We start from the raw sequence: 24,420 nt of genomic DNA, 5'->3' as shown, positions 1-24,420 counted from the left end.
GGTGCCCGCGCGTTTCGCGCTCGCCGCGCTAGCAGTGCGGGCAGGACCGCGCGACAAGTTCTATGGCCTTTTCCGGGCACATTTCCTGGCAGCAGTAGCAGGCGATGCAGGCTGCGGCGTCCACCACGGGGAGCCCGCCCTCGAGGGTCAGGGCCCCGGCCGGGCACTGGTCCACGCAGGTGCCGCAGCCGGTGCAGCGCGCCGGGTCCGCCTTGGGGCGGCTTTGCGAGCGCTCCTCCAGGAGCCTCTGGATGGCGGCCTGGGCCGAAACCATGTCGCGGTCCAGCGGAGGCGTTTTGAAGCCGGGTATGGGCGCAAGCTCCCCCTCCAGCCTGATGGCCGCCTCGTCATGGTCCCCGAGCCCCAGTTCCTTCGCCCGGGCGAGGAAGCGCAGCCGCGCGGGGTCGAGGCCCATCATGCGCGCCACCACCGCGTCCAGGGCCACGGCGTTGTCGGATGCCAGGACGCGCCCGATCCAGCGCAGCTCGGTCGAAGCCGGGCCGTTGCCCTGCATGCCGAGCACCGCGTCCATGATCACGAGGTCCGGCGCGCGCAGCCTGAACACGTCCACCACCACCTCGTGAAAGCGTTCCTGCGAGCCCGAGAGCTTGTGCAGGGTGGCCTTCTGCGCCCCGGGCAGGATGCCGTAGCTGTTCTTGATGGCCCCGGTGATGCAGGTGAGGCCGTGGGTCTTGAACTTGGGCGCGGAGATGAACACGTCGGCTTCCATGATGTCGCGCGAGACGCTCAACGTGGAGCAGTAGTCCTCGCGGAAGGGCACCTCCACCGCGTCCGTGCCCACGTTGCGGTAGTGGCCGCGCGCGGCGGCCATGAGCCCGCAGCGCTCGAAGCTCTTCTCGTTGGCCCCGTAGCCCATGAGCCCGGGGTTGTCGCCGACCACGATGGAGGCCGCGCCTTCGGCCTCCACGCGGCGCACGATGGCCTCGACCACGGCGGGGTGGGTGGTCACGGCCTCCTCGGGCCGGGCCGGGCGCAGCACGTTGGGCTTGATGAAGACCTTGCGGCCCTTGATGCGCTGGGGGAAGAGGTCGAAGGCGCGGTCCACGGCGGCCTGGCATTCCTGGTAGTCCGCCGGGTGGATCATCACGGTGTGCATTTCAGTTCTCCAGCCCGTATTGCTTGAGTTTTCGATACAGCGTGGCCAAGCTTATTCCAAGCGCCTCCGCAGTCGTTTTTTTTCCCTTGAGTCCCGAACCGAACCGGGAGAGCCCGGAGGCGATGGCCGCGCGCTCCTGTTCCTCGAGGGTAAGCAGCGGCGTGGCCTGCCCGGGCGCGCCCGAGGGCTCCTGGGGCGAGGCCGCGCCCAGGGCCTGGCGCACCTTGGGGGGCAGCAGCCCCTCGTGCGGCGCGCCTCCCGGGGGGAGCATGTTCACCAGAAATTCCATGGCGTTCTCGAACTCGCGCACGTTGCCCGGCCAGGGGTAGGCCTTGAGCGCGGAGAGGAAGGGCTGGTCCGGCGCGGGCACGGCCTTGCCGAAGAGCCTGGCGTAGCGCTCCAGGAAGTGCCGGGCCAGCTCCTCCACGTCCTCGGGCCGGTCGCGCAGGGGCGGGGTCTCCAGCGGCACCACGTTCAGGCGGTAGTAGAGGTCCTCGCGGAAGCGGCCCTGCGCGATGAGCTCCGAGAGGTCCTCGTTGGTGGCCGCGATCACGCGGATGTCCAATTCCAGGAGCCTGTTGGAGCCGAGGCGCGTGAAGGTGCGCTCCTGGAGCACGCGCAGGAGCTTCACCTGGAGGTAGAGCGGCAGCGCGCCGATCTCGTCCAGGAACAGCGTGCCCGAGTTGGCCAGCTCGAACTTGCCCATGCGGCCCTTGGAGCTGGCCCCGGTGAAGGCCCCGCTGGTGTAGCCGAAGAGCTCGCTCTCCAGGAGCGAATCCGGGATGGCCCCGCAGTTGATGGCGATGAAGGGCTTGTCCCGGCGTGGGGAGAGGCGGTGGATGGCCCTGGCCACCAGCTCCTTGCCCGTGCCCGATTCGCCCGTGACCAGCACCGTGGAGCTGGACTGGGCCACCTGGGTGATCTGCTCCTTGAGCCGCCTGACCGCGGCCGAGCGCCCGGTGATGGAGTCGAGCCCGGGCGCGGGGCCGCCGCCGTCAACATCGCCCAGGCGACCGGCCACCTTGGGCAGGGACTCGAACACGAGTACCTTGTCGAACTGCGGGTCGCGCCCGGCGAGCCTGGCCATGTGTCCCACCAGCGAGAACCTGCGGCCTCCGGCCGAGACCTCGAAGGCGTCCAGGTCCGAGAGGCCCTCCCCGGTGCGCCGGGCCTCCACGCCGGGCGTGCCCGGCTCCACGCCGAGCTCGCGCCGGGCCAGGGGGTTGACGTAGCTCACCGCGCCCCGGTCGTCGAAGACGATCACGCCGCGCTTGTCCGCGTCCACGATCTGGAGCATCAGGTCCAAAAATTCCGAGGCCTTGACCATGCGCCGGTGGTCCGAGAGCTTGCGGCCGATGGCCTCGGCCATCTGGGCCACGAAGTCCACGTAGGTATCGCGGTTGGCCAGCACGCGCTCGCGCTCGGCCCGGGTGAAGCAGACCAGCCCGATGACCCCGGCCACGTCCTCGCCGTCCACGATGGGCGTGCACAGCGAGAGCGTCTCGCGACACTGACCGCGCTTGCGGCAGCGGCGGCACAACGGGTGCTCGCGCGGGTTCTCGAGCAGAAGCGTCTGGCGCGAGCGCAGCACGTGGCGGTAGACCTCGCCCTCGTCCAGGATGCTCTTGCCCACGCCCTCGGCGTAGTGGCCGGTTCCGGCGATGCGGATGAAGCCCACGTCCACCACTTCCACGTCGATGCCCGTGACCGTGGCGATGACCTGGGCGTAGCGGGTTATGGTGTCCTTGATCTGGTCGAGCATTTGTTTCTCAAAATGAGATATTTCCCAGAATTAGAAGCTGAAATGATTTCAAAGGGTCAGTCGTTCTCAAAATAAGAAATCAATCAAGGAAAGTCCACGCATTCCAGCATGCAAACCACGAGAGATTAACTCTAACACACTGGAAAGACGAAGATTATGTGGAGAAAAACCCAGGCGTGAACCCAGGCGTGAACCCTGGCGGGCCCGGCCCGGCCCGGCGGCATGGCCCTTGCTGCCTTGGGTGCATGACAAGACCTCTGCTTTATTGTCCGGCCTGCGACGGCTTCCATGACCCGGCGGACGGTCTGTTCGCCTGTCCTGAGGCCGGCGGCGGACGCGAGCACGTGCTCGATCCGCGCGTGGAGGCTTCCCCCGAGCTGGCCCGGCGCGTGGAGGCGGATTTCGTCGCGCACCCGGACGACCCCCTGTCCGCTTTCGCCGGGCTCGGCGTCATTGGGTCGCTCGCCGGGCCCAGGCATTACGCCGCGCTCGCCGCGAGGCTCCAGGAGGGGCTTTCGCGCTTCGAGGGGAGCGCGCTTCGCGTGACGCCGCTCACGCGCGCGCCGCGCCTGGCCGGGGCGCTCGGGCATCGCGGCGAGATCGCCGTGAAGGACGAGACCGGCCAGCCCGGCGGATCGCACAAGGTGCGCCATCTGGCCGGGACCATGCTCTATCTTGAAGCCCTGCGCGGCTCCGGCCCCAGAAGGCCCCTGGCCATATCCAGCTGCGGCAACGCCGCCCTGGCCGCGGCCTGCGTGGCCCGGGCTTCGGGGTACGAACTCACGGCCTTCGTGCCAGAGGACGTGCATCCCGGGGTGGCGGCCCTGCTGGCCGAACGCGGCGCTACGGTCTCGGTCACTCCCAGGCTGGCCACGGGCGCGGGCGACCCGTGCTACCGGGCCTTCCGCAAGGCCGTGGAGGACGGGGCCGTGCCGTTTTGCTGCTCGGGCCGCGACAACTGGTCCAACATCGAGGGCGGCAGGAGCCTGGGCTACGAGGCCGCGCTCCAGTGGGAGGCCCTCGGCGGGCTGCCCGGGCACCTGGTGCTCCAGATCGGGGGCGGCGCCCTGGCCAGGAGCGTTGCCGGGGCCTTCGAGTTCCTGGAGGATATCGGGGCCGCCGGGCGTTCCCCGCGCATCCATGCCGTGCAGACCGAGGGGGCGTTCCCCTTCGCGCGGGCCTGGCTGGCGCTTCTGTCCGAGGCCGCGCGCCCGGGGGGGATCACCCTGCCCGAGCCCGCCGCGCTTGCCCAGGTTCGGGAAATCCTCGACGGGCGTTCCCAGGAAATCGAACGCGCCGTGGAGTTCTGCCGGGAGCGCTTCTCCTCCCCGGCCGTGCGCCAGGCCCTGGCCCTGGCCGCGCGCGAGCCGCACCGGTTCATGCGCCCCTGGGACGGCCCGGCCCCGCACAGCCTGGCCCACGGAATCCTGGACGACGAAACCTACGACTGGTTCTTCCTCGCGCGCGCCATGCTGCGCACCGGCGGGCGCTGCGTTGTGGCGGGCGAACGCCAGGTGGCGCGCGCCTTGGACATGGCCCGCGAATTCACGGACATAGACGTCTCCGCCACCGGCTCGGCCGGGCTGGCCGGGCTTCTGGAACTCAAGCGCGTCGGGGCCGTGGACGGCTCCGACACGGTGGGGCTCTTCTTCACCGGCATCAACAGGTAACGACAAAAGGACTTAACGACATGCCCCGCATCTCAGGCCCCACGTTCGCGGAAATGCGCGACCCCTCCAAGATCGACCCGGAAATCCGCGAAAAGGCCCTGGCCGCGCGCGAAGCCGCCCCGCTGGATCCGGTGAACCTCTACAACATCACCTGGCGCGACGAGGCCGGAGGGGTCAGGCACATGGTCCTGCCCCGGGAGCTCACCGGCGTGGACGCCAACATCGTGGTCATCTACGGCAAGGAGTTTCCCACGGGCAGCCACAAGGTGGGCGCGACCTACTCCGTGGTCATCGAGCAGCTGGCGCGCGGCGCGGTGGAGCCCGGCAGGCACACGCTCGTCTGGCCCTCCACGGGCAACTACGGCATCGGCGGGGCCTGGGTGGGCGGGCGCATGGGCTTCGACTCCGTGGTGGTGCTGCCCGAGGAGATGAGCGCCGAGCGCTTCGAGATGATCAACGCCTACGGCGCGCGCGTCATCGCCACGCCCGGCTGCGAGTCCAACGTCAAGGAGATCTACGACAAGTGCCACGAGCTCACCGGCTCCGACCCGGACAAGGTCCGGGTGATGAACCAGTTCGAGCGCTTCGGCAACTACCGCTTCCACGCCTGCGTCACCGGCCCCACCGTGATCGCGCTCATGGAGGAGCTGGCCGCCAAGGGCGTGGGCAAGGGCAAGGCCCAGGCCTTCGTCTCGGCCATGGGCTCCGCCGGGACCATCGGCGCGGCCGACGCCCTCAAGGAACGCTGGCCCGACCACAAGATCGTAGGCCTCGAGCCCATCCAGTGCCCCACGCTTTTCATGAACGGGTACGGCGGCCACGACATCCAGGGCATCGGCGACAAGCACGTCACCTGGATCCACAACGTGATGAACATGGACGCCATGATCTGCATTGACGACATGGAGTGCAAACTGGGCCTGCAACTGCTGGTGGAGGACGCCGGGCGCGAGGCCCTGGCCAGGGCGGGCGTGGCCGCCGAGGCCGCCTCGAAGCTCGCCTCCATCACGGGCATCTCGGGGGTGTGCAACATCCTGGGGGCCATCAAGGCAGCGCGCCACTACGGGTTCGGCCGTGACGACGTGGTGGTCACGGTGTGCACGGACAACATCGCCCGCTACCATTCGGTGATGCGCGCGCTCACCGCCGAGCGCGGGGCCATGGACGCCCCGGAGGCCTCGCGCAGGCTGGAGGCCATCTTCCACGGTCAGAAGTCCGACTGGATCCAGGAGGGCACGCGCGAGGTCCGGCAGCGCTGGCACAACCTCAAGTACTTCACCTGGGTCGAGCAGCAGGGCAAAACCGTGGCGGAATTGGAGGCGCTCAAGTCCCAGGAGTTCTGGGCCATGCAGCGCGAGTACGTGCAGGAGACGGACAGGCTCATCGAAGAGTACCGCAGGGGGTAGGGCGCGCTCCCTGACGTGGGGCGCTGCCCCTCACCCCGGCAGGGCTCCGCCCTGTACCCGCCAGGGGCAGTGCCTGCCCCTGGACCCGGCAATAGCTTCGCCTCGATCAGCGGATGCCAATGACGAGCCGCCCGCCTGCCTGGAAGCGCGCTTCCAGGCAGGCGGGCGGCCCCAGGTTCGCGGCAGGGGCGTGGGCAGCGCCCCACAGGTCGCGGCTACTCTTTCTTGTCCTGCTCGGAGAGCCCGGCCTTGAAGCAGATCCTGGCCCACTTGGAGGCCGAGAGGTAGTCCCGCGCGGCCGCGATATGGTTGATCTTCTGGCTGTCCAGGATCGCGCCCACGTCGCACCAGCGGTTCTGGTCCACGCAGTTGACCAGCTCGAGCCAGGGCGACAGGCTGCTCTTCTCGCCCTTGAGCGCGGCCTTGATGCGCTTGTCCATGGGCATGCTCTCCAGGAGCTCGATCATGGGCTGGCCGAGCATGGCGTCCAGGAGCGAGAAAAGGCCCAGCAAGAACATCGATTTCGGCGGCAAGGGCGTGGAAGCGGCGCGCGAGGCCAGCTTCTCCAAAAAACTCGCGCGTTGCAGCGACAGGTAGGAGAGCTCCTCGCCCTTGGCGCTGGCGTCCAGGCTGGCCACCAGGGCCATCATGGCCCAGTGCTTGAAGGCCGTGTCGCCAAGGATGGCCACGGCGTGCTCGATGGAGTCCACCGTGCGCCCGAGCCCGACGCCGGGCGAGTTCACGTACTTGAGCAGCCGGTAGCTGAGCATGGGGTCCTTGGCGATGATGGCCGCCATGTCCTTGTAGGTGGAGGATTCGTCCACCAGCTTGCCCATGAGCTCCATGCGCGTGAGCGCGTTGGAGGCCAGCTTGCGGCCCTTGACGATCTCCGGGCGGCCGAAGAAGCTGCCCTGGAAGTAGTCGAACCCGAGGGCCTTGCTGCCCGCGAAGGCCTCCCAGGTGTCCACGTTGTCGGCCATGAGCTTGAGCTTGTAGCTCTTGAGGAACTTGCGTTCCTTGGCCAGTTCGATGGGCTTCAGGCGCGCCAGGTCCAGGATGACCGTGTCCGCGTACTGCAGCAGGGGGGTGAAGGGCTCGCAGGGAACGTCGAAGTGCAGGGCCAGGCTGTAGCCGTAGTCCTTGAAGAAGGCGAGGATCTCCTCCAGGTTGTCGCGCGCCGAGGCGGCCGGGGCGACCACCAGCTGGCAGAAGTCCATGGGCAGCAGATGCACTTCCGGTGCGTCCAGCATGGCGTCCGGCACGGAAACCATGAGCCTTTCGGATTCTTCCAGGAGCACCTGCAGCTCGCCCGCGCCGTCGCTGACCATCCAGGAGAAGGCGTCCACGTCCACGCCGCCGGGGTCCTGGGCGACCAGGCAGGAGCGCGCGGCCACGTCGTGGGCCACGACCTTCTTGTTCTTGTCGAAAACCGGGTGCCTGGAAAGGAAACAGGTAGCTGCTTCGTTGTCCGTTTCGAGGTTCATCGTTACGGCCTTTCCCCTAATCCGTTGAGAGTGCTGTGTATTTCTAATTGTGCGAAAAAACAAAGAATATCGTCTATAATCTGTTTTATCCCAAGAAGCAAGTTCAAGCGGGTGCGCCAGTATCTGGCACCCGAAAACAGGTCTTCGCGCAAGCCCTCCAGGCGGCCCTTTACCACCGGCCCGAAATGCCCTACTGAGCCCCCACTTTCCCACCACAGAGGAGTGCACCATGAGCGCCGAAAAATACCACCGCATGTACCCCGTCAGTTGGGACCAGCTCCACCGCGACTGCAAGGCCCTGTCCTGGCGGCTCATGGCGCTTGGCCCGCTCAAGGGCATCTACGCCATCACCAAGGGCGGGCTGATCCCGGCGGCCATCATCGCCCGCGAGCTTGACGTGCGCCTGATCGACACCATCTGCGTCACCAGCTACGACTGGCAGAGCCAGGGCGACAAGGTGGACGTGCTCAAGGGAGTCACCGGCGACGGAGAAGGCTGGCTTTTGATCGACGACCTTGTGGACACCGGCAAGACCGCCAAGGCCGTGCGCGAGATGGTGCCCAAGGCCCACTTCGCCACCGTCTACGCCAAGCCCGAAGGACGCCCCCTGGTGGACACCTACATCACCGAGGTCAGCCAGGACACCTGGATACTCTTCCCCTGGGACTCCGAGCCCCAGTTCATCCAGCCGATCTCCAAGGCCGCGAAAGAGAAATAAGCAAAAGAAGAGCCTCCGGCGGCCGGGGGGAGAAGCCTCCCCCAGGACCCCGGCTTTGGGCTTCGCGGGATTCACCATTACCTTGAAATATGGCCGCCCTCCCGGCTGGAAGCGCTTCCAGCCGGGAGGGCGGCTCGTTATAGGCATCCGGTGATCGACGCGAAGCTATCGCCGGGCCCAGGGTGAGGCACTCACCCTGGCGGGTGCAGGGCAGAGCCCTGCCGGGGCGTGGGGCGGGAGCCCCACTTTCCGGGATTTTCCGCGCGGGATCAGGCGCTTTCGCGCTCGCGCGGGAGAAGCGCGTTCAGGAGCACTCCGGCAACGCCGGCCAGGCCGATGCCCTCCAGGTGCACGCCGCCGAAGGAGAAGCTCATCTTGCCCATGCCCAGCACCACGATGAGCGCCACGATGACCATGTTGCGCGGCTTCATCAGGTCCTGGCCGTCCTGCACCAGGGAGTTGAGCCCCACCACCATGATCGCGCCGAACAGCAGGAGCATGATGCCGCCCATGACCGGCGTGGGGATGGTGCCCAGGAGCGCGCCCAGCTTGCCGATGAAGGCCAGGCCCACGGCGGTGATGGCCGCCCAGGTCATGAGCGCGGGGTTGTAGATCTTGATGAGCGACACCGCGCCCGTGACCTCCGCGTAGGTGGTCAGCGGAGGCCCGCCCAGGAAGCCCGCCATGGTGGTGGCCACGCCGTCGCCCATGAGCGAGCGGTGCACGCCCGGCTTGTCGATGTAATTCTTGCCCGTCACCGAACCCACGGCCAGGATGGAGCCGATGTGCTCGATGATCGGCGCGATGGCCACGGGCATGATGATCAGGATGGCGTCCATGCTGAAGGTGGGGGCCACGAAGTCGGGCAGCTTGAACCAGGGGGCCTTGGCCACCGGGGTGAAGTCCACGATGCCCATGAAGAGGCTGGTGGCGTAGCCCGCCGCGATGCCGCAGATGATGGGAATGAGCTTCAGAAGCCCCTTGCCCTTGATGGCCACGATCACCGTGACCGCCAGCGAGATCATGGAGATGATCATGGCCTGGTTCTCGGGGTAGAGCACCTTGGCCCCGTCCCCGGTCTTGCCCATGGCCATGTACACGCCCACCGGGGCCAGGATCAGGCCGATGACCATGATCACCGGGCCGGTGACGATGTGCGGCAGGTAGCGCAGCAGGAACGCGGTGCCCTTGGCCTTGATGATGAAGGCGAACAGCACGTACATGAGCCCCACCGAGGCCAGGCCGCCCAGGGTGGCGGCCATGCCGTGGCGCTGCATGGAGAGCATGATCGGCGCGATGAACGAGAACGAGGACCCCAGGAAGATGGGGATCTGGAACTTGGTCAGCACCTGGTAGATGAGCGTGCCGATGCCCGCCGTGAACAGCGCCACGTTGGGGTCGAGGCCGGTGAGCAGCGGCACCAGCACGAGCGCGCCGAAGGCCACGAAGAGCATCTGCGCGCCCACGGGGAAGTCGCGCACGCGCAGATTGTAGTCGGTGGGCAGGGGGGTGGACATCTGGTGCGCTCCTTATTTGGTGCCGAAGATTTTGTCGCCCGCGTCGCCCAGCCCGGGAAGGATGTAGCCGACGTCGTTGAGCCTCTCGTCGATGGCCGCCACGTAGACGTGCACGTCCGGGTGCGCGGCCTCGAGCCTGGCCAGGCCCTCGGGGGCGGCCACCAGGAAGAGCCCCTTGATCTTCTTGCAGCCCGCCTCCTTGAGCAGGTCGATGGTGGCGATGAGCGTGCCGCCCGTGGCCAGCATGGGGTCCAGGATGAGCGCGGTGCGCTTGTGGATCTCCTTGGCCAGCTTCACGTAGTAGCGCACGGGCTCCAGGGTCTCTTCGTTGCGGTACATGCCCACCACGCTGACCTTGGCCCCGGGCACCATGTCCAGCACGCCGTCCATCATGCCGAGACCGGCGCGCAGGATGGGCACCACGGTGATCTTCTTGCCCTTGATCTGCTCGACCTCGACCTCGCCGGCCCAGCCCTTGATGGTCTTCTTCTCTGTCTTCAGGTCCTTGGTGGCCTCGTATGTGAGAAGCCTGGCCACTTCGTTGGCCAGGTCGCGGAATACGTTGGTGCTGACGCCGTCTTCACGCAGAATGCCCAGCTTGTGCCTTACCAGCGGATGATCGACCACGGTTACCGGCATGCCCCCCTCCTTGCTTGTGATTTGTCAATTGCGCAAAACTTTAGAAGTTTGCTCGAAGTCCTGGCGCAGGTCAAGAAGAACGACCGCGCCGGACGGGATTGCGGGATTGGAGGAGGGGCCGAAAGAGACTGGGAACGAGGCCCGGGCGCGCCGACGTCGAAGCCAGGACTTCGTGTTGGCGCGCCCGGGGCCCGGAAACCCGCGCGGGAATCCACCCGCTGTTGCGGGCCGGTGCAGGAAGGCCCGCGCGGAAAGGGGCGCCGGTCAGCAGACCTTGACCTTGCGCACGCTCGCCAGGTCGGCCAGTTCGCGCAGGCAGACCCCGGCGTCCACGCTCGTCCGGTCGCACCGCAGGGTGAAAACGTAGGTGGAGAGCCCCTCCTTCATCTTGGAAAGGCTCAGGTTCTCGATGGTGAACTTGCGGTCGTTGAAGAAGGCGATCAGCTTGTCCAGGGGGCGGTCCGCCTCCTGGCAGGTGACGGAGACTATCCGGTAGGCTTCGCGGCGGATGCGCTTCTGGCCGAGGCGGACGACGGTCAGGGCGGTCAGTCCCAGGGCCGTGCAGAAAAGCGGGATGACGACCATGCCCGCGCCGAGCGCCATGCCCACCCCGGCGTTGAACCAGAGCATGGCGGCCGTGGTCAGGCCCCGGATCGCCCCGCGCTCCTTGATGATCACGCCCGCGCCCAGGAAGCCGATCCCCGTGACGATCTGGGCGGCGATGCGCGAGGGGTCGAGGCCCAGGGCGATGTTGCCCATGTCCTCCCCGGCCTTGTAGGAGAAGTATTTCGATATGACCATGATCAGGGCGGACCCGAGGCAGACCAGCATGTTGGTCCTGAGCCCCGCGCTGATCCCGTGGCGCTCCCGCTCGTACCCGAGGACCGCGCCGCAGAGAAGGGCCAGCACCAGGCGCAGCAGCAGGTGCAGTTCATGGAGATAGCCGTCCATAAGCATCCTCCGTCCGGCGAACGCCCTGCCGGGCGGCCCACCGGTCCACCCCCCTCCTTGCCTGGAAACATATTGTCATATTCCGGCAAACGCCAGCACGTTTTGGGCCCGAGGGTGCGCCTCAGGCTTCCGGCGGCCATGAAACCGCACCCATGCGCTTTCGTGGTTGACATGCCCCCAAAAAGGGTTATTCATCCCACTTCGGCACGCCGCCTGAGTGGCGTGGGCCAGCTGCAAGCCCCGCCCGTCCCGAACAGAACGCCCCGCCGCACCGACCGTTTCCCCGATAGAGCCTTCCTGACCGTGTTTGCAGCAAAAGCGCGTCACGCCTGCTCGTCGCATTTGCAACACGAACCCAAGGATATTTCTTGCAATTTTCTTCTTTTGACTTTCACGCCTCCATCAACGCCAATGTCGAACGTCTGGGTTACGAAACCCCCACTCCCATCCAGGCCCAGGCCATCCCGCATGTGGCCCAAGGCCTCGACGTCATGGGCCTGGCCCAGACCGGAACCGGCAAGACCGCCGCTTTCCTGCTGCCCATCATCGACAGGTTCCTGAAGAACCCCAAGCCCCTGCGCGGCTCCGCCCGCGCCCTGGTGATCGCTCCCACGCGCGAGCTGGCCGAGCAGATCCACGAGAGCGCCCGCGACTACGCGCGCGGCCTGCGCTTCCGCTCCGTCACCGTGTACGGCGGCGTGGGCATGGGCCCCCAGGCCTCCAACCTGCGCCGCGGCGCCGACCTCGTGGTCGCCTGCCCGGGCCGCCTGCTGGACCACGTGAACCAGGGCAACGCCAACCTCTCCGGCGTCGAAGTGCTGGTTCTCGACGAGGCCGACCACATGTTCGACATGGGCTTTCTGCCCGACATCAAACGCATCCTGGCCCAGCTGCCCGCCGAGCGCCAGACGCTGCTCTTCTCGGCCACCATGCCCGAGTCCATCCGCGGCCTGGCCCACGAGACCCTGAAGGACCCGGCCGTGGTGCGCGTGGGCCGCGTGGCCCCGGCCCAGACCGTGGAGCAGTGCCTCTACCCGGTGCCCCAGCACCTGAAGACCAAGCTCCTGCTGGCGCTCCTTGGCGAGGCCGAGGAAGGCTCCACGCTCATCTTCACCCGCACCAAGCACCGCGCCAAGCGCCTGGCCGAGCAACTCTGCCGCGTGGGCCACGCCTCGGCCTGCCTCCAGGGCAACCTCTCCCAGGCCCAGCGCCAGAAGGCCATGGAAGGCTTCCGCACCGGGCGCTTCAGCGTGCTCGTGGCCACCGACATCGCGGCCCGGGGCATCGACGTCTCCCGCGTGGGCCACGTGGTCAACTACGACCTGCCCGACACCCCCGAGACCTACACGCACCGCGTGGGCCGCACCGGCCGCGCCGAGCGCGAAGGCCGCGCCTGCTCGCTGGTGACCAGCGAGGACGTCTCCATGGTCAAGGCCATCGAGCGCCTGCTGGGCAAGCCCATCGAGCGCCGCAGGATGGACGGATTCGACTACGCCTGCCCCATGCCCGAGCGCGACACCGAGTTCAGCCGTCCGCCCCTGGAAACCAGGGGCCGCCAGGACAGGGGCGCGCCCCAGGGCCGCTCAGGCTCCCGCGTCTTCGACCAGGGCAGCCGCGCCGCTCAGCCCGCCCAGCCCGCGCAGGAGCGCTCCCGTAGCGCCGGACAGCGTCCCCAGGGCCGCCGCAACCCCTCGCGCGACCAGGACAGCGCCCCGGCCGGCGGCTTCTACGGCCGCGTGGCCGAAGCCCGCGACGCCCAGCCGCGCTACTCCCGCAAGCCGGATGTGGACGGCAACCGCGCCGAGCCCCAGCGCCGCGAGCGCTCCGGACGCCCCCGCCGCGACGGCGGACAGGCCGCCTAGCCCGGAAGACATGAACTGGAGAGGGCGCCGCCCTCTCCAGGCTTCTCCCTGGACTTTCCGTTGCTTCGCAGACATCTGTGGAAATAGGCCCCTTCAAGAAGTGCACTTCTTGAAGGGGCCTATTTGAATTTGAGATGTTCAAAGGGGCGTAAACGAATAGGGCCACTCGACGAAGTGGCCCCGATTTAGCCAACTTACGCTAGAACACGGGGATTAAGAAGCACTTCTTCCCGTAGTCGGCTGCGTAGAGGACTTTTTTAGCACGCCAGTGGTAAAAGCTCGCCACTGCGCGGTAAAGGCGTCCATTGTGCCAAACGAGGTTGTCCATAGGACCTCCTAGAGTGACGAGCAGACTTGACGCCGTCGATGATGTGCATTATGCTTTCGTTTACCACAACGTCTGCATGTTTGCACAGCATGCGCCAAGGGCCGCGCTCGTCGAATTTCGGGGGGTAGCGGCCTTTGCCCATTTTTACGGCTTGATGCCGTTCCGATCGTGGTTGTTTCATAACTTCTCTGCTGTCATTGACCGCGTAACTCGGTCATACTTTACTCTCGCAGCATCGTTCGAAACCTTGAAAATGCTGCTAATCTCATTCGCCGATACCCCTTGGCGAATCAATTGGGCTACTAAAGGGGAAGGCATTAGAAATTCTGATGCATATACATCCGCCTGTTTTTCTGGGTTTTGGTAGGCTGGAACTTGTGAGCGCTGCAATAAGATCGCTTGGCGATTCCCTCGCATGATGCCCCGGTAATATGGACCATGCAAGTGAGCATGACCTATCTCATGAGCGACTGTGAATCTATCTCGCCCGTTCTCATCGAGAAGGCCAAGATAAACATTCTCGTCAAGTGTTAGCTCTCTTTTTTTCGGATCATACTCTGCTTCGCCATCAAATAGGTCGTCAACTCTGTATTCTACGCCAAGTTTCTCGCGCAGTCCGCCCTCGAACAAAGAAGCCACAGGGGTCGGGCCGGGTATGCTCAACCTCTCAGGACAAACAGTTGCAAGCAGAATGCGGGCATAATGCTCCACTTTGAACCAGCTTAAGCCCGGAACGGCTACAACTCTTCCATTTGCCGAATTGCTCAATGGGAACCTCGCTTTTTGAGTATTTCAAGAATTTTCTCTGCTTGTTCTTCCGAAAGATCCTTCCAAGAACGGGCTAACACTAGGCCGGCCTCCTCTAAACAAGGACTTGCCCCTTGTAGGTCAAGTTCAACGTGTCCTTTTTCTTTCATAGCTAAATCAAGTAGATCGGACGCCGAGGTCGAAATCACCTTGGCGATTATCTCAATCTTATCAGGAGAGGGTGGGTTACGACGTCCCCGCTCGACATCTGAGATATACACGACGGAACAACCAAGAGCTGTTGCCACATCCTTCATGGTTTTGCCCGCCTTTTCTCTCAGAAGGCGCAATCGCTCCCCAAAGCGTTCCATAGCGTCCTCCGGTTTGATGATGTGTACCATGTTTAGCTAGTAAGCTCGTTAGCTAAATTTGTCAACGACAACGAGCAAAATAATCATAACATACTAATAGTAAGGATTATTTTCCACTTCCTGCCACAAGTGGCATGTGTATGGCTGTTGCAGGGGCACGGGGCAGCGCCCCGCCTCTTCTCTACAAGTACAAGCTCTCGCCCAGAAGTTCCTTCCCCGCCTTCTCGCGCACGGTCCAGCCCTTGGCCTCCAGGGCCTTGCGCGCAGTTGGGCTTACGGTCCCGGCGACCCAGAGCTCCACGGCCGAGGGGCGGTGCTTTTGCCCGGCCAAGTCCACGGCGGCGGCCACTTCGGCCACGCGCTCGGTCCAGCACAAGTGGTCCAGCGGCAGGCAGAGCACGAGCCTGCCCCGGTAGGTCAGCGCCCCGGCCATGGCCCCCAGGCGCACGAACCCGCGCACCATGTCCTGGCGTTTGTGGTAGCCCCGGTACATCAGCGCCTGGCGCTGGGTGAAGAGGGCCTGGTCCTGGTTCTCGATCCTGGCTGCCACGGTGAGGAAGGTGGTGACGGCTCCCACGCGGCCCATGCCGGTGAGGGCCTTGACGATGAGCGACTGCTGCGTGGGCGTGTACTCGGCGTTGTCCATGAAGCTCCACACCGAGGCCTCGCCCGCGCCGAGGTCCAGGAGCGCCTGGCGGTTGTGGATGCGGATGTCGGCGGGCGGCTGGGCCATGTCCACCTGGCCCAGCCAGTTCACGCCGCTCACCGAGGACACGGCGATGCCCACCCCGCCAGGGATGAGCAGCTTCAGCCCGGCCGTGGTCACGCCCCCGGCGTAGGAGGGCGCGGCGACGGTCTTGAGCTTCTCGCGCAGCTGCTCGTTGGTGGAGTAGGGGTCCACGCCGTAGGCCACGGCCTGCTCTCGCCGGGTGGAGGCGAAGCCCACCAGCTTGGCCCCGGCGGAGTCCTCGTAGCGGCTGGCGCTGGAGCCCGTCATGCCTTCCTCGGCGCGGGTGAAGAGCTTGCCCACGCCCGAGGCCGCGTTCTGGAAGGTGTTCACCGGGTCCGTGACCAGGTTCTTCACGCCCAGCACGAAATTCTCCCCGCCCTCGACAAGGCCCTTGCCGTACTCCTTGGCCCCGCCGGATTCGTCCATGGCGGCCATGGCCTTGAACTCGTCCACGCGCGCGGCCAGGAGCGCGGTGGAGACCACGCGGTACGTGCCATAGCGGGAGCGCACGGTATAGGTGTTCATCAAGCCGTCGTTGGCCACGGTCTCCGCCACGCGGTGGTGCGGCCCGGAGAGGAGCTTCGGGGGAAGGATGCGCGAGGCCTGGAGGTTGAAGGGCGTCTCGAAGGACGGAGCACGCGGCTCTTCCGCCAGGGCGGCGGAGGCCAGCGCCATGAAGGCGGCGAGGATGAAGGCGGCGAAAGGCCCTGTGGTCATGCGTCTCCCGTTTCGCTTGGGCTCACGCACGGTAAGCGAGCCCGGCGGGCGCAGTCAACGCTTGCCGGGCTCGCCGAGTGATTGCCGGGGGCTGCGCCGGGTCATTCGTTGCGCACTTCCTCCAGCGCGTTCCAGCCCCAGCCCACCAGGCGGTCGTTGCGGATGACCAGGGGGGTCAGGTGCTCGTCGGCGATGGGCGTGCCCGCCTTGCGGTACTCGGTGTAGTAGTAGAGGATTTCATAAGTGCCCTTGCGGGTGCGCAGGGCCTCGGTCCTGAAGGGGTTGGGGATGGGCTCGGAGAACTCGGAATAGGCCGTGCCCGTGCCCATGACGATGAGCACCTCGTCCTTCTTCATGTTCAGTTTGAGCCTGGTCAGGCGCTCCTTGTTGTCGATGCGCACCTTCTGGCTCACGGACGGGCCGCACGCGGGCATCACCAGGCACAGGGCCAGCAGGGCCAGCACGATTCTCTTCATCGGGACCTCCCTTCCGTTGCGTGTGACGACGCGGAAATACGACGATATCGTGAAGGGTTACACGAGAACGGTGCCGGGAACAAGCGGGAGGGAGGGAAAATGCGGGAGGGGGTTCAGGCGCCCGGGGAGGGCGGATAGCTCCGGATGGGGATTTCACCGGAGAGCGCGAGAGCCGCGCCGTCGGCCATGGCCTGCATCTCCTCCAGGCCCGTGACCGCCACCACGGGGCCGAGGTAGGCCACCAGGCGGGTGATCTCGTGCACCAGGCGCGTGCTGCGGGCCATGCCCCCGGTGATCACCACCGCGTGTGCGCGGCCCTCCAGGGCCGGGGCCATGGAGGCCACGGCCTTGGCGATGTTGTAGGCCATGGCCGAGAACACCAGGGCGGCGCGCTCGTCCCCGGCCTCCATGCGCGTCTCGACCTCGCGCAGGTCCGAGGTGCCCAGGTGCGCGAGGAGCCCGGCCTTTCCGGTGAGCAGGCCGCGCAGCTGGGCCGGGGTGTAGAGGCCTCGCTCGATGAGCTCAAGCACGGGCAGCAGGGGCAGCGTTCCTGAGCGTTCGGGCGTGAAGGGGCCTTCGCCGTCCAGGGCGTTGGTCACGTCCACCACCCGGCCCTTGAGGTGGGCGCCCACGGAGGCGCCCCCGCCGAGCTGGGCCACGATGAAGCGCCCCCGGGAGTAGTCCATGCCCAGGCGGCGGGCGGCCTCGCGCGCGGCCCCGCGCTGGCCCAGGGCGTGGAAGATGCTGCGGCGGGGGATTTCCGGCAGGCCGGTGAGACGGGCCACGTCCATGAGCTCGTCCGTGGCCACCGGGTCCACCACCAGGGCGGGGCAGGCGTGCTCGCGGGCGAACTCCACGGCCATGAACGCTCCCAGGTTGCTGGCGTGCTCGCCGTGGGCGGCGACGCTGAGCTGGGCGAGCATCTCCGGCCCGGCCTCGTAGGCCCCGCCGGGCACGGGCGCGAGGAATCCGCCGCGCCCGACCACGGCCGAGAGCCTGCCCATGCGGCCCAGCTCGGCGCGCAGGGCGCGCAGCCGGGGCTTAAGCTGGTCCATGACCGTGGGGCAGGCCGCGATCTCGGCCGGGGGGTGGCTTATCTCCACGGTGCGCGCGCAGGAGCCGTCCTCGAACAGGGCGGCCTTGGTGGACGTGGAGCCCGGGTTGATGGCCAGGATGCGGGTCTTCATTGGGCAGAGGGTATGCATGCCGGACGCCGCGCGGTCAACGCCGGGCGGCGGGGGCGGCCTACATGATCTTGTCCAGGAAGGCCTTGATGCGCGGCAGCTCGCAGTCGTCGCCGAAGAACTTGGCCGGGGGGTCGGCCAGGAGGATGCGCCCGGACTCCATGAAGGCCACGGTGTCGGCCACCTCGCGGGCGAAGCCCATGTTGTGCGTGACGATGACCATGGTCATGCCTTCCCGGGCCAGGTTCTTGATGGCCTCGAAGACCTCGCCCACCAGTTCGGGGTCCAGCGCCGACGTGGGCTCGTCGAAGAGCATGAGCTTCGGGCGCATGGCCAGGGCGCGGGCGATGGCCACGCGCTGCTTCTGCCCGCCCGAGAGCGTGGCCGGGAAGCGGTCGGCCTTGTCGGCCATGCCCACCTTGCCAAGCATCTCCATGGCCAGGCCGCGGGCTTCGTCGCGCGGGGTCCCGAGCACGGTCACGGGGCCTTCCATCACGTTGCCCAGTGTGGTCATGTGCGGGAAGAGGTTGAACTGCTGGAAGACCATGCCGATCTGGGTGCGCAGGGCGCAGAGGTTCTTCTGGGTGTCCAGCACGAGCTTGCCGCCCGCGTGGCGGTAGCCCGCGCTCTTGCCCTCGAAGCGGATCTCGCCCGAGTCGATGGTTTCCAGGAAATTCATGGCGCGCAGCAGGGTGGACTTGCCGGAGCCCGAAGGGCCGACGATGACCACCTTGTCGCCGCGCTTGATCTCGATGCTCACGTCGTCCAGGGCGTCGTGCTCCCCGAAGCGCTTGCGCAGGTTCAGGCACTCGATGAGGGAATCCATGTCAGCGTTGCTCGTAGATGCCCACCCTGGCCTCGATGCGCTCGAAGACGAAGGTGAACACGGTGGTGAAGAAGAGGTAGATCATGCCCGCCAGGATGATGGCCGTGACGTTGAAGTAGGTGTTGAACATCTGGTCCGCCGCGCGCATGAGCTCCACCATGGCGATGGTGGAAACCAGGGCCGTGTCCTTGATCAGGGCGATGAATTCGTTGGCGATGGGCGGGATGAGGCGTTTGTAGGTCTGGGGCACGATGACGCGGCGCATGGCCTGGGCGTAGGTCATGCCCAGGGCCTTGGCCGCCTCCATCTGCCCGCGCGGGATGGACTCGATGCCCGCGCGGATGATCTCCGCCAGATACGCCGAGTAGTTGACCCCGAGGCCGATGAGCGCGGCCGTGAGGGGTTTCAGCGTTATCCCCAGCGAGGGCAGGCCGTAGTAGATGAAGAAGAGCTGGAGAAGAAGCGGCGTGCCCCGGAAGAGCCAGATCACGAACCAGCACGGGGTGCTCAGCATCCGGAACGAGCTTATGCGCCCCAGCGCGATGAGCAGCCCGCCCAGGGGCGAGACGATGATGGTGCAGAACACCAGGAGAAGCGTCATGCCGGCGCCGGTGAGCAGCGAGGGCAAGAAGCGCCAGCAGTCCTTGAGGAAGCGCTCCCAGGCGGGCATGCGCTCGCGCTCGATGGAGACGATGAGGTTCTTGGCCTCGGCGTGCTCGCTGTAGTGGGCCAGCACGTCCTTGGCGGCCTGGACGGCCCCGTCGTAGTCCTTGGCCGCGATGCGCAGCCTGGCGACCTGCATGCGCGCGTTGGCGTAGAGGCCTTCGTCCTGGCCCGCCGACGGGGCGGGCACCTTGCGGAAGGCCGTTTCGGCGTCGGCGAGGCGGCCCTCGGCCATGGCGTCGCGGCCCTGGCGCATGAGCGTTTCGGCGTCCTGGGCCAGGCAGGCGGAGGCCGCCAGCAACAGGGCCAGGAGCGCGCAGAACAGGGCGGCTGGCGCGAAACGCGCGCGCGGGCCGCGTGAGGATCGTTGGGGCATTGTGAGGGTCACGACGTGAAGCCTGGTGAAAGGTTTTGGCGCGAAAAGCGGGAGGGGCCGGGTTCCGGGCCCCTCCCGCGGGTCAACGGGTCAGGCTACCACTTCTTGGGGTCGGTGATGTCCTCGCCGAACCACTTCTTGCTGATCGTGCCCATGGTGCCGTCGGCGACCATGGCGTCGATGGTCTTCTGGACCATGGCCTGCAGGTCGGAGTCGGCCTTGCGGAAGGCGATGCCGAAGGGCTCCTTGGTGATGAAGCCGGGGAGCACCTTGTACTTGCCGGGGTTGGTGGCCACGAAGTAGCGGCCGGAGACGTTGTCGATGACCACGGCGGCCAGGCGGCCGGAATCCAGGTCCAGGAAGGCCTTGGGGTTGGCGTCGTATTCCTTCACCTCGGCCGGGGCCTTGGGCAGCTTCTTCACGGCTTCCACGGCCGAGGAGCCCTTCTGCACGCCCACGACCTTGCCGGCCAGGTCGTCGAAGCCCTTGGCGGCGCTGGCGGCGGTCACAACGGCGATCTGGCCGTCCATGATGTAGGGCTTGGTGAAGAGCACCTTCTCGGCGCGCTCCTTGGTGATGGTCATGCCGTTCCAGATGCAGTCGAACTTCTTGGAGTCGAGGGAGAGGATCACGCCGTCCCAGGCGGTGGGCTGCCAGACGATCTTGATGCCCAGGCGCTTGCCGAGCTCTTCGGCGGCGTCGATGTCGAAGCCCACGAGCTTGCCGTCATCCTTCTTGAAACCCATGGGGGGGAAGGAGTCGTCGAGGCCGATGACGAGCTTGCCTTCCTTCTTGACCCGGTCCCAGGAGCCGTCGGCGGCCTGGGCCAGCTGGTTGAATCCGAACAGAACGAGTGCGAGGGCCAAGATCCAGATGCGCTTCATGTGTTCCTCCCGGAGGTGATGTGGTTCCTGATTGTCCGCTGCAAGGCCCGCTGGCGCGGGCAAACTTGCAAGGCGTACAGGATGCGGGGGCGCGTGGCAAGGGCCTCGGGAGGGGGCTTCGTGAAAGGATTCCCGAGCGTCCGGGGGCGGCGAAAAAAAAGCCCCGGCCTGGGCCGGGGCTCGGGTACCGTCGCGGTCGGGCCGCGCCTACGCGGGCGCGCCCTTGAAGCGCACGGAGACGATCTCGTACTGGATCCTGCCGCGCGGGGCCTCCACGGTGATCTCGTCGCCTTCCTCCTTGCCGAGCATGGCCTTGGCCACGGGGGAGAGGATGGAGATGGAGCCCTTGGCCGGGTCGGACTCGTCCGGGCCGAGGAGCGTCCAGGTCTTGACCTCGCCGGTGTTCACGTCCTCGATCTCCACGGTGGCCCCGAAGGTGACCCGCTCCCCGTCCAGGGTGGCCAAGTCGATCACCTGGCTGGTGGCCAGGCGGGACTCCACGTAGCGGATGCGGGCTTCGAGCATGCCCTGGCGTTCGCGGGCGGCCTCGTACCCGGCGTTCTCGCGCAGGTCGCCTTCCTCGCGGGCGGCCGCGATGGCCGCGATCACCTCGGGGCGTTCCTTCTTGAGCCCCTCGAGCTCGCGTTCGAGACGCCTGAAGCCTTCGAGCGAAATGGGAATCTGTTGCATTGTTGGTTTCCTCGCGTGGTCCTTGGCGGACGAGAGATAAAAAAATGAGTCGCCCGGGGCCTCACGGCCCCGGGCTCGACGCGAATGAGTTCAAATAACCCAGGACCGGCCCCGGGTCAAGGCCGTCCGGGCGCAGGCCTCAGTGGGTCTTTTTCGAGCCGGTACCCTCGCGGTACTTCTGGGCCTTGGCGAGCCTGGCCTCCAGCACCGACTCCTCCACGCGGGTGAGCCTGGCGCACAGGGCCGCGGCCACGCCTTCCATGTCCGCTCCGCCCAGTTCCTCGATGCGCGAGAGGTCCTGGGGGATGATCTTCTCCATGCGCTCGGATTCGAGGAACATCACGTAGGCCAGGGCCAGGGCCGCGCCGTTCTCGTCCGAGCCGTCGCACAAGACGGCCAGTTGCGCCTGGTCTGCGGTCTCCATGAGCCTGTCCACGAACATGCCGATCCATTTGCGGTGCAGTTCGGGCAACAGCGGCGGCACGCCCTTGGCCACGCAGTCGGCGGAAGCGGGGGACATCTCCGGGCGCACGGCCCCCAAGAGTTCCCTGATCGCCTCCTCGCGGCCGTCCTGGGCGGCGAGGGTGCGTTGATAGAGCACCTTGTGGATATGCAGGCGGAAAACCGCCTCGCGGGGGTCCATACGAATAGTGGCCTCCTGTTTGCCGATTGAGGGGGGTCAGGGCAAGGTAAGGCAGCAACGGCCCGGAGGCAAGCCCCCGGAATGCGTGATTTTCCCTTGCGGTTCGCCCCGGCCGGGTTCATTCTCGCGTCCATGAACGACACCATCCGCGAAATAATCGACCTGACCAAGGACCTGATCCGCTTCCGCTCCACCGCCTCGCGCCCGGACGAGCGCAAGGCCTGCGCCGACTTCATCGAGGCATGGCTCGGCCGCGCGGGCGTCGCCTGCGAGCGCGAGGCCCACGACGGCGTGGACAGCATCAAGACCATGCCCCAGGGCGGGCGCTGCCGCGTGCTGCTCATGGCCCACTTCGACGTGGTGGACGGCCCCGAGGCCCTCTTCACTCCCGAGGAGCGCGGCGGCAGGCTTTTCGGCCGGGGCGCCATCGACGACAAGTACGCCGTGGCCCTGGGCATGGCACTCATGAAGCGCCAGGCGGCTCGCGGAGGGGCCGGGCCGCTCGGGCTTCTGCTCACGGGCGACGAGGAGACCGGCGGGCGAGACGGCGCGGGCAAGTCCCTGGCCGGGGTGCGCGCGGACTTCTGCATCGCCATGGACGGCGGCGGCCCCAGGGACATGATCGTGCTGGAAAAGGGCGTGCTCAGGCTTTCGCTCACGTGCCGGGGCAAGGCCGCCCACGGGGCCAGGCCCTGGATGGGCGTCAACGCCATCGAGGCCCTGGCCCGGGACATCCTCGCGCTCAAACCTCTTTTCGACGCGGATTCGCCCGACCACTGGCACCGCACGCTCAACGTGGGCGTGATAGAGGGCGGCACCGTGGTGAACATGGTCCCGGCCGAGGCCAGGGCGCTTCTGGACATCCGCTACACGGAACACGACGACCCGGACGCGCTGCTCGAAGCCGTGCGCGCGGCCGTGAAGGGCGAGGTGGCCGTCGTCCGGCGCGACTCCATATTCAACGGCGGCGGCTCGCCGCTCATGGAGCGCCTGCTGGCGTCCGTGCCCGGGGCGCGTACCGGCAAGGCCCACGGCGCCTCGGACGCGCGCTTCCTCTCCGACCACGGCATCCCCGGCGTGGTCTGGGGGGCCGACGGCGAGACCAGCCAGCACTCCGAGGACGAGCACCTGGTGATCGCCAGCCTGGAGGAGCTGCACGCCGGGCTCGCGGCGTTCCTTGAGGACGTGGAGCGCGGCCCGGGCGCGGCCTGAGCGCTGTTGCGCGCCAGCAACAATGTAGACGGGAACGGTCGAAATGGAATTGCCTTGACGTTCCGCGTTTGATTCCGGATAAGGAAAGATACGATACCCGTTTTTCGGCAGTCCATAACGGGAGTCGAAGATTCCGGAACAGGCGAGGCAGTACTGATGAACCTATCGAGCAGTGCGGCGAATTCGGAAGGGAAAGAGGCGGCGACACATTTATTCATTGCCCGTCAGCCCATTTTCTCAAAGAAGCTGGACCTGTTCGGTCACGAGTTGCTTTTCCGCAACTGCTCGAACGATGCCTGCGCGCTCATCGAGGACTACGACGACGCCACGAACAAGATAATCGCCGACGGTTTCGCCATGGCCTTGAAAGGCCTGGACCATGGCGACAAGATCACTGTGAACGTCGGTTACGACAACATACTCTCACGCTACGTCCTGGCGCTGCCCGCGGACAGGGTGGTGCTCGAGGTCCCGGCGGACATGCGCATGGACGGAGCCTTCCTGGAGGCTTGCGCCGGGCTCAAGGCGCAGGGCTACAGCTTCCTGGTGGACAACTACAAGGCCCAGGACACCCCGGGGCTTTCCGAGATGCTCGCGCTGGCCGAATACGTGAAGATCCCGGTGAGCTCGGACGGCGGGCGCGCCACGGCCAGGGTCAAGCGCCTCCTGGCGTCCTGGCCGGGCAGGACCATCGCCACGCGCGTGGAGTGCTGGGAGGAGTTCGAGGGCTGCAAGTTTTTGGGCTTCGACTACTTCCAGGGCTATTTCTTCTCCCGCCCCCTGGCCATCGAGGGCAAGACGCTCTCCTCGCACAAGGCAGCGCGCCTGCGCATCCTGCGCGAGCTGGCCGACGACTCGGTGGAGCTCTCGCGCATCGTGGAGGTCATCTCCATGGACCAGGCCCTCACGCTCAGGCTCCTGCACTTCGTGAACTCCGCCGCGCTTCGCAGCGAGCAGACGGTGGATTCGCTGGCCCGGGCCGCCTCCATCGTGGGCCTGGAGGCCCTGCGCAAGTGGACCATGACCGCCGTGCTCTCCGACCTGGACCCCGGGCGCAAGGGCATGGAACTCTCCTACCGCACCCTGCACGGGGCGTTCTTCCTGGGGCTCTTGGCCGAGAAGGGCCTGGCCAAGGGCCAGGAGCCGGGCACGCTGTTTCTGCTCGGGCTGATGCACAACGTGGACGGCCTGCTGGGCCTGCCCATGGAGGACGTGCTGGCGGACATGCCGCTCAAGGACGCGCTCAAGCTGGCGCTCATGCGCGAGGCGCGCGAGCCCCTGGCGCGCTTCGTGATGGTGGTGGACGCTGTCTGGCGCAACGATTGGCGCGCCACACAAGAGCTTTTCAGGAGCCTGGAGATCGGCGTGGACAAGGCGGCCAGGCTCTTCATGCAGGCCGGGGAGAAGTCCGGGGCGCTGCTCTCCTCGCTCAGGGCGTCCTAGCAGC

General features: G+C 66.6%; 22 protein-coding genes. 6 read left to right on the top strand and 16 right to left on the bottom strand.

Translation table 11 applies throughout. The features are described from left to right. Positions 1–28: 28 nt before the first annotated feature. Complete coding sequence (locus tag ACZ5V4_RS05130; protein WP_464317097.1) at positions 29–1,117, bottom strand: DUF362 domain-containing protein; 1,089 nt, start codon at positions 1,115–1,117, stop codon at positions 29–31. A 1-nt stretch (position 1,118) separates the two neighbouring features. Further along, positions 1,119–2,879: a sigma 54-interacting transcriptional regulator gene (locus tag ACZ5V4_RS05125; RefSeq protein WP_464317096.1), complete on the bottom strand. Its 1,761-nt coding sequence runs from the start codon at positions 2,877–2,879 to the stop codon at positions 1,119–1,121. A gap of 245 nt (positions 2,880–3,124) precedes the next feature. Between ACZ5V4_RS05125 and ACZ5V4_RS05120 the strand changes: the two genes are divergently transcribed. Both ACZ5V4_RS05120 and ACZ5V4_RS05115 read left to right on the top strand, forming a co-directional pair. Then, positions 3,125–4,549: a pyridoxal-phosphate dependent enzyme gene (locus tag ACZ5V4_RS05120; protein ID WP_464317095.1), complete on the top strand. Its 1,425-nt coding sequence runs from the start codon at positions 3,125–3,127 to the stop codon at positions 4,547–4,549. 20 nt (positions 4,550–4,569) lie between these two features. Then, a complete protein-coding gene (locus ACZ5V4_RS05115; protein ID WP_464317094.1) occupies positions 4,570–5,955 on the top strand; it encodes a PLP-dependent cysteine synthase family protein in 1,386 nt (461 codons plus the stop codon). 215 nt (positions 5,956–6,170) lie between these two features. On the opposite strand, the gene ACZ5V4_RS05110 is transcribed toward ACZ5V4_RS05115, so the two are convergent. Next, complete coding sequence (locus ACZ5V4_RS05110) at positions 6,171–7,439, bottom strand: EAL and HDOD domain-containing protein (RefSeq protein ID WP_464317093.1); 1,269 nt, start codon at positions 7,437–7,439, stop codon at positions 6,171–6,173. A gap of 229 nt (positions 7,440–7,668) precedes the next feature. Here ACZ5V4_RS05110 and gpt point away from each other — a divergent pair, with 229 nt between their 5' ends. Next, positions 7,669–8,157, top strand: coding sequence for a xanthine phosphoribosyltransferase (gene gpt, locus ACZ5V4_RS05105; RefSeq protein WP_464317092.1), 489 nt, complete (start codon positions 7,669–7,671; stop codon positions 8,155–8,157). A 269-nt stretch (positions 8,158–8,426) separates the two neighbouring features. Here the strand turns inward: gpt and ACZ5V4_RS05100 are convergent, their stop codons facing one another. The 3 genes from ACZ5V4_RS05100 to ACZ5V4_RS05090 all read right to left on the bottom strand — a co-directional run bounded on the left by ACZ5V4_RS05100 (position 8,427) and on the right by ACZ5V4_RS05090 (position 11,264). Continuing rightward, complete coding sequence (locus tag ACZ5V4_RS05100; protein ID WP_464317091.1) at positions 8,427–9,674, bottom strand: uracil-xanthine permease family protein; 1,248 nt, start codon at positions 9,672–9,674, stop codon at positions 8,427–8,429. Between the two features lie 12 nt (positions 9,675–9,686). After that, a complete protein-coding gene (gene upp, locus ACZ5V4_RS05095) occupies positions 9,687–10,313 on the bottom strand; it encodes a uracil phosphoribosyltransferase (protein ID WP_464317090.1) in 627 nt (208 codons plus the stop codon). Positions 10,314–10,577: 264 nt separating this feature from the next. Continuing rightward, on the bottom strand, positions 10,578–11,264 hold the full coding sequence (locus ACZ5V4_RS05090) for an MgtC/SapB family protein (RefSeq protein ID WP_464317089.1): 687 nt from the start codon (positions 11,262–11,264) through the stop codon (positions 10,578–10,580). A 368-nt stretch (positions 11,265–11,632) separates the two neighbouring features. Between ACZ5V4_RS05090 and ACZ5V4_RS05085 the strand changes: the two genes are divergently transcribed. Then, positions 11,633–13,126, top strand: coding sequence for a DEAD/DEAH box helicase (locus ACZ5V4_RS05085; protein ID WP_464317088.1), 1,494 nt, complete (start codon positions 11,633–11,635; stop codon positions 13,124–13,126). A 505-nt stretch (positions 13,127–13,631) separates the two neighbouring features. On the opposite strand, the gene ACZ5V4_RS05080 is transcribed toward ACZ5V4_RS05085, so the two are convergent. From ACZ5V4_RS05080 to ACZ5V4_RS05035, 10 genes are all read right to left on the bottom strand, one after another. Next, positions 13,632–14,222, bottom strand: coding sequence for an ImmA/IrrE family metallo-endopeptidase (locus ACZ5V4_RS05080; protein ID WP_464317087.1), 591 nt, complete (start codon positions 14,220–14,222; stop codon positions 13,632–13,634). After that, positions 14,219–14,602, bottom strand: a complete 384-nt coding sequence (locus ACZ5V4_RS05075; protein ID WP_464317086.1) for a helix-turn-helix domain-containing protein — start codon at positions 14,600–14,602, stop codon at positions 14,219–14,221. Before ACZ5V4_RS05075 ends, ACZ5V4_RS05080 begins: the two co-directional genes overlap by 4 nt. Positions 14,603–14,753: 151 nt before the next feature. Beyond that, complete coding sequence (locus ACZ5V4_RS05070) at positions 14,754–16,019, bottom strand: hypothetical protein (RefSeq protein ID WP_464317085.1); 1,266 nt, start codon at positions 16,017–16,019, stop codon at positions 14,754–14,756. 101 nt (positions 16,020–16,120) lie between these two features. After that, complete coding sequence (locus ACZ5V4_RS05065; protein ID WP_464317084.1) at positions 16,121–16,495, bottom strand: DUF3192 domain-containing protein; 375 nt, start codon at positions 16,493–16,495, stop codon at positions 16,121–16,123. Positions 16,496–16,608: 113 nt separating this feature from the next. Beyond that, on the bottom strand, positions 16,609–17,700 hold the full coding sequence (buk, locus tag ACZ5V4_RS05060; protein WP_464317083.1) for a butyrate kinase: 1,092 nt from the start codon (positions 17,698–17,700) through the stop codon (positions 16,609–16,611). A 40-nt stretch (positions 17,701–17,740) separates the two neighbouring features. Next, positions 17,741–18,505: an amino acid ABC transporter ATP-binding protein gene (locus ACZ5V4_RS05055; protein ID WP_464317082.1), complete on the bottom strand. Its 765-nt coding sequence runs from the start codon at positions 18,503–18,505 to the stop codon at positions 17,741–17,743. A gap of 1 nt (position 18,506) precedes the next feature. Next, positions 18,507–19,544 carry an ABC transporter permease subunit gene (locus ACZ5V4_RS05050; RefSeq protein ID WP_464317081.1) on the bottom strand — a complete coding sequence of 346 codons (1,038 nt, stop codon included), beginning with the start codon at positions 19,542–19,544 and terminating at the stop codon, positions 18,507–18,509. Between the two features lie 95 nt (positions 19,545–19,639). After that, complete coding sequence (locus ACZ5V4_RS05045) at positions 19,640–20,428, bottom strand: amino acid ABC transporter substrate-binding protein (protein WP_464317080.1); 789 nt, start codon at positions 20,426–20,428, stop codon at positions 19,640–19,642. Positions 20,429–20,635: 207 nt separating this feature from the next. After that, positions 20,636–21,118 (bottom strand): transcription elongation factor GreA, encoded by a 483-nt coding sequence (greA, locus tag ACZ5V4_RS05040; protein WP_464317079.1) that lies wholly within the window; start codon positions 21,116–21,118, stop codon positions 20,636–20,638. Between the two features lie 139 nt (positions 21,119–21,257). Further along, the gene (locus ACZ5V4_RS05035) at positions 21,258–21,761 is read right to left on the bottom strand and encodes a hypothetical protein (RefSeq protein WP_464317078.1); all 504 of its coding nucleotides are present in this window, start codon (positions 21,759–21,761) and stop codon (positions 21,258–21,260) included. 81 nt (positions 21,762–21,842) lie between these two features. On the opposite strand from ACZ5V4_RS05035, the gene ACZ5V4_RS05030 reads away from it, so the two are divergent. Further along, a complete protein-coding gene (locus ACZ5V4_RS05030) occupies positions 21,843–22,973 on the top strand; it encodes a M20 family metallopeptidase (RefSeq protein WP_464317077.1) in 1,131 nt (376 codons plus the stop codon). A 267-nt stretch (positions 22,974–23,240) separates the two neighbouring features. Then, a complete protein-coding gene (locus tag ACZ5V4_RS05025; RefSeq protein WP_464317076.1) occupies positions 23,241–24,416 on the top strand; it encodes an EAL and HDOD domain-containing protein in 1,176 nt (391 codons plus the stop codon). Positions 24,417–24,420: the final 4 nt, after the last annotated feature.

This window comes from Fundidesulfovibrio sp. YSD1, from assembly GCF_055397115.1.
Note: the sequence above shows the minus strand (reverse complement) of the source record. Positions and strands in the feature narration are given on the sequence as shown.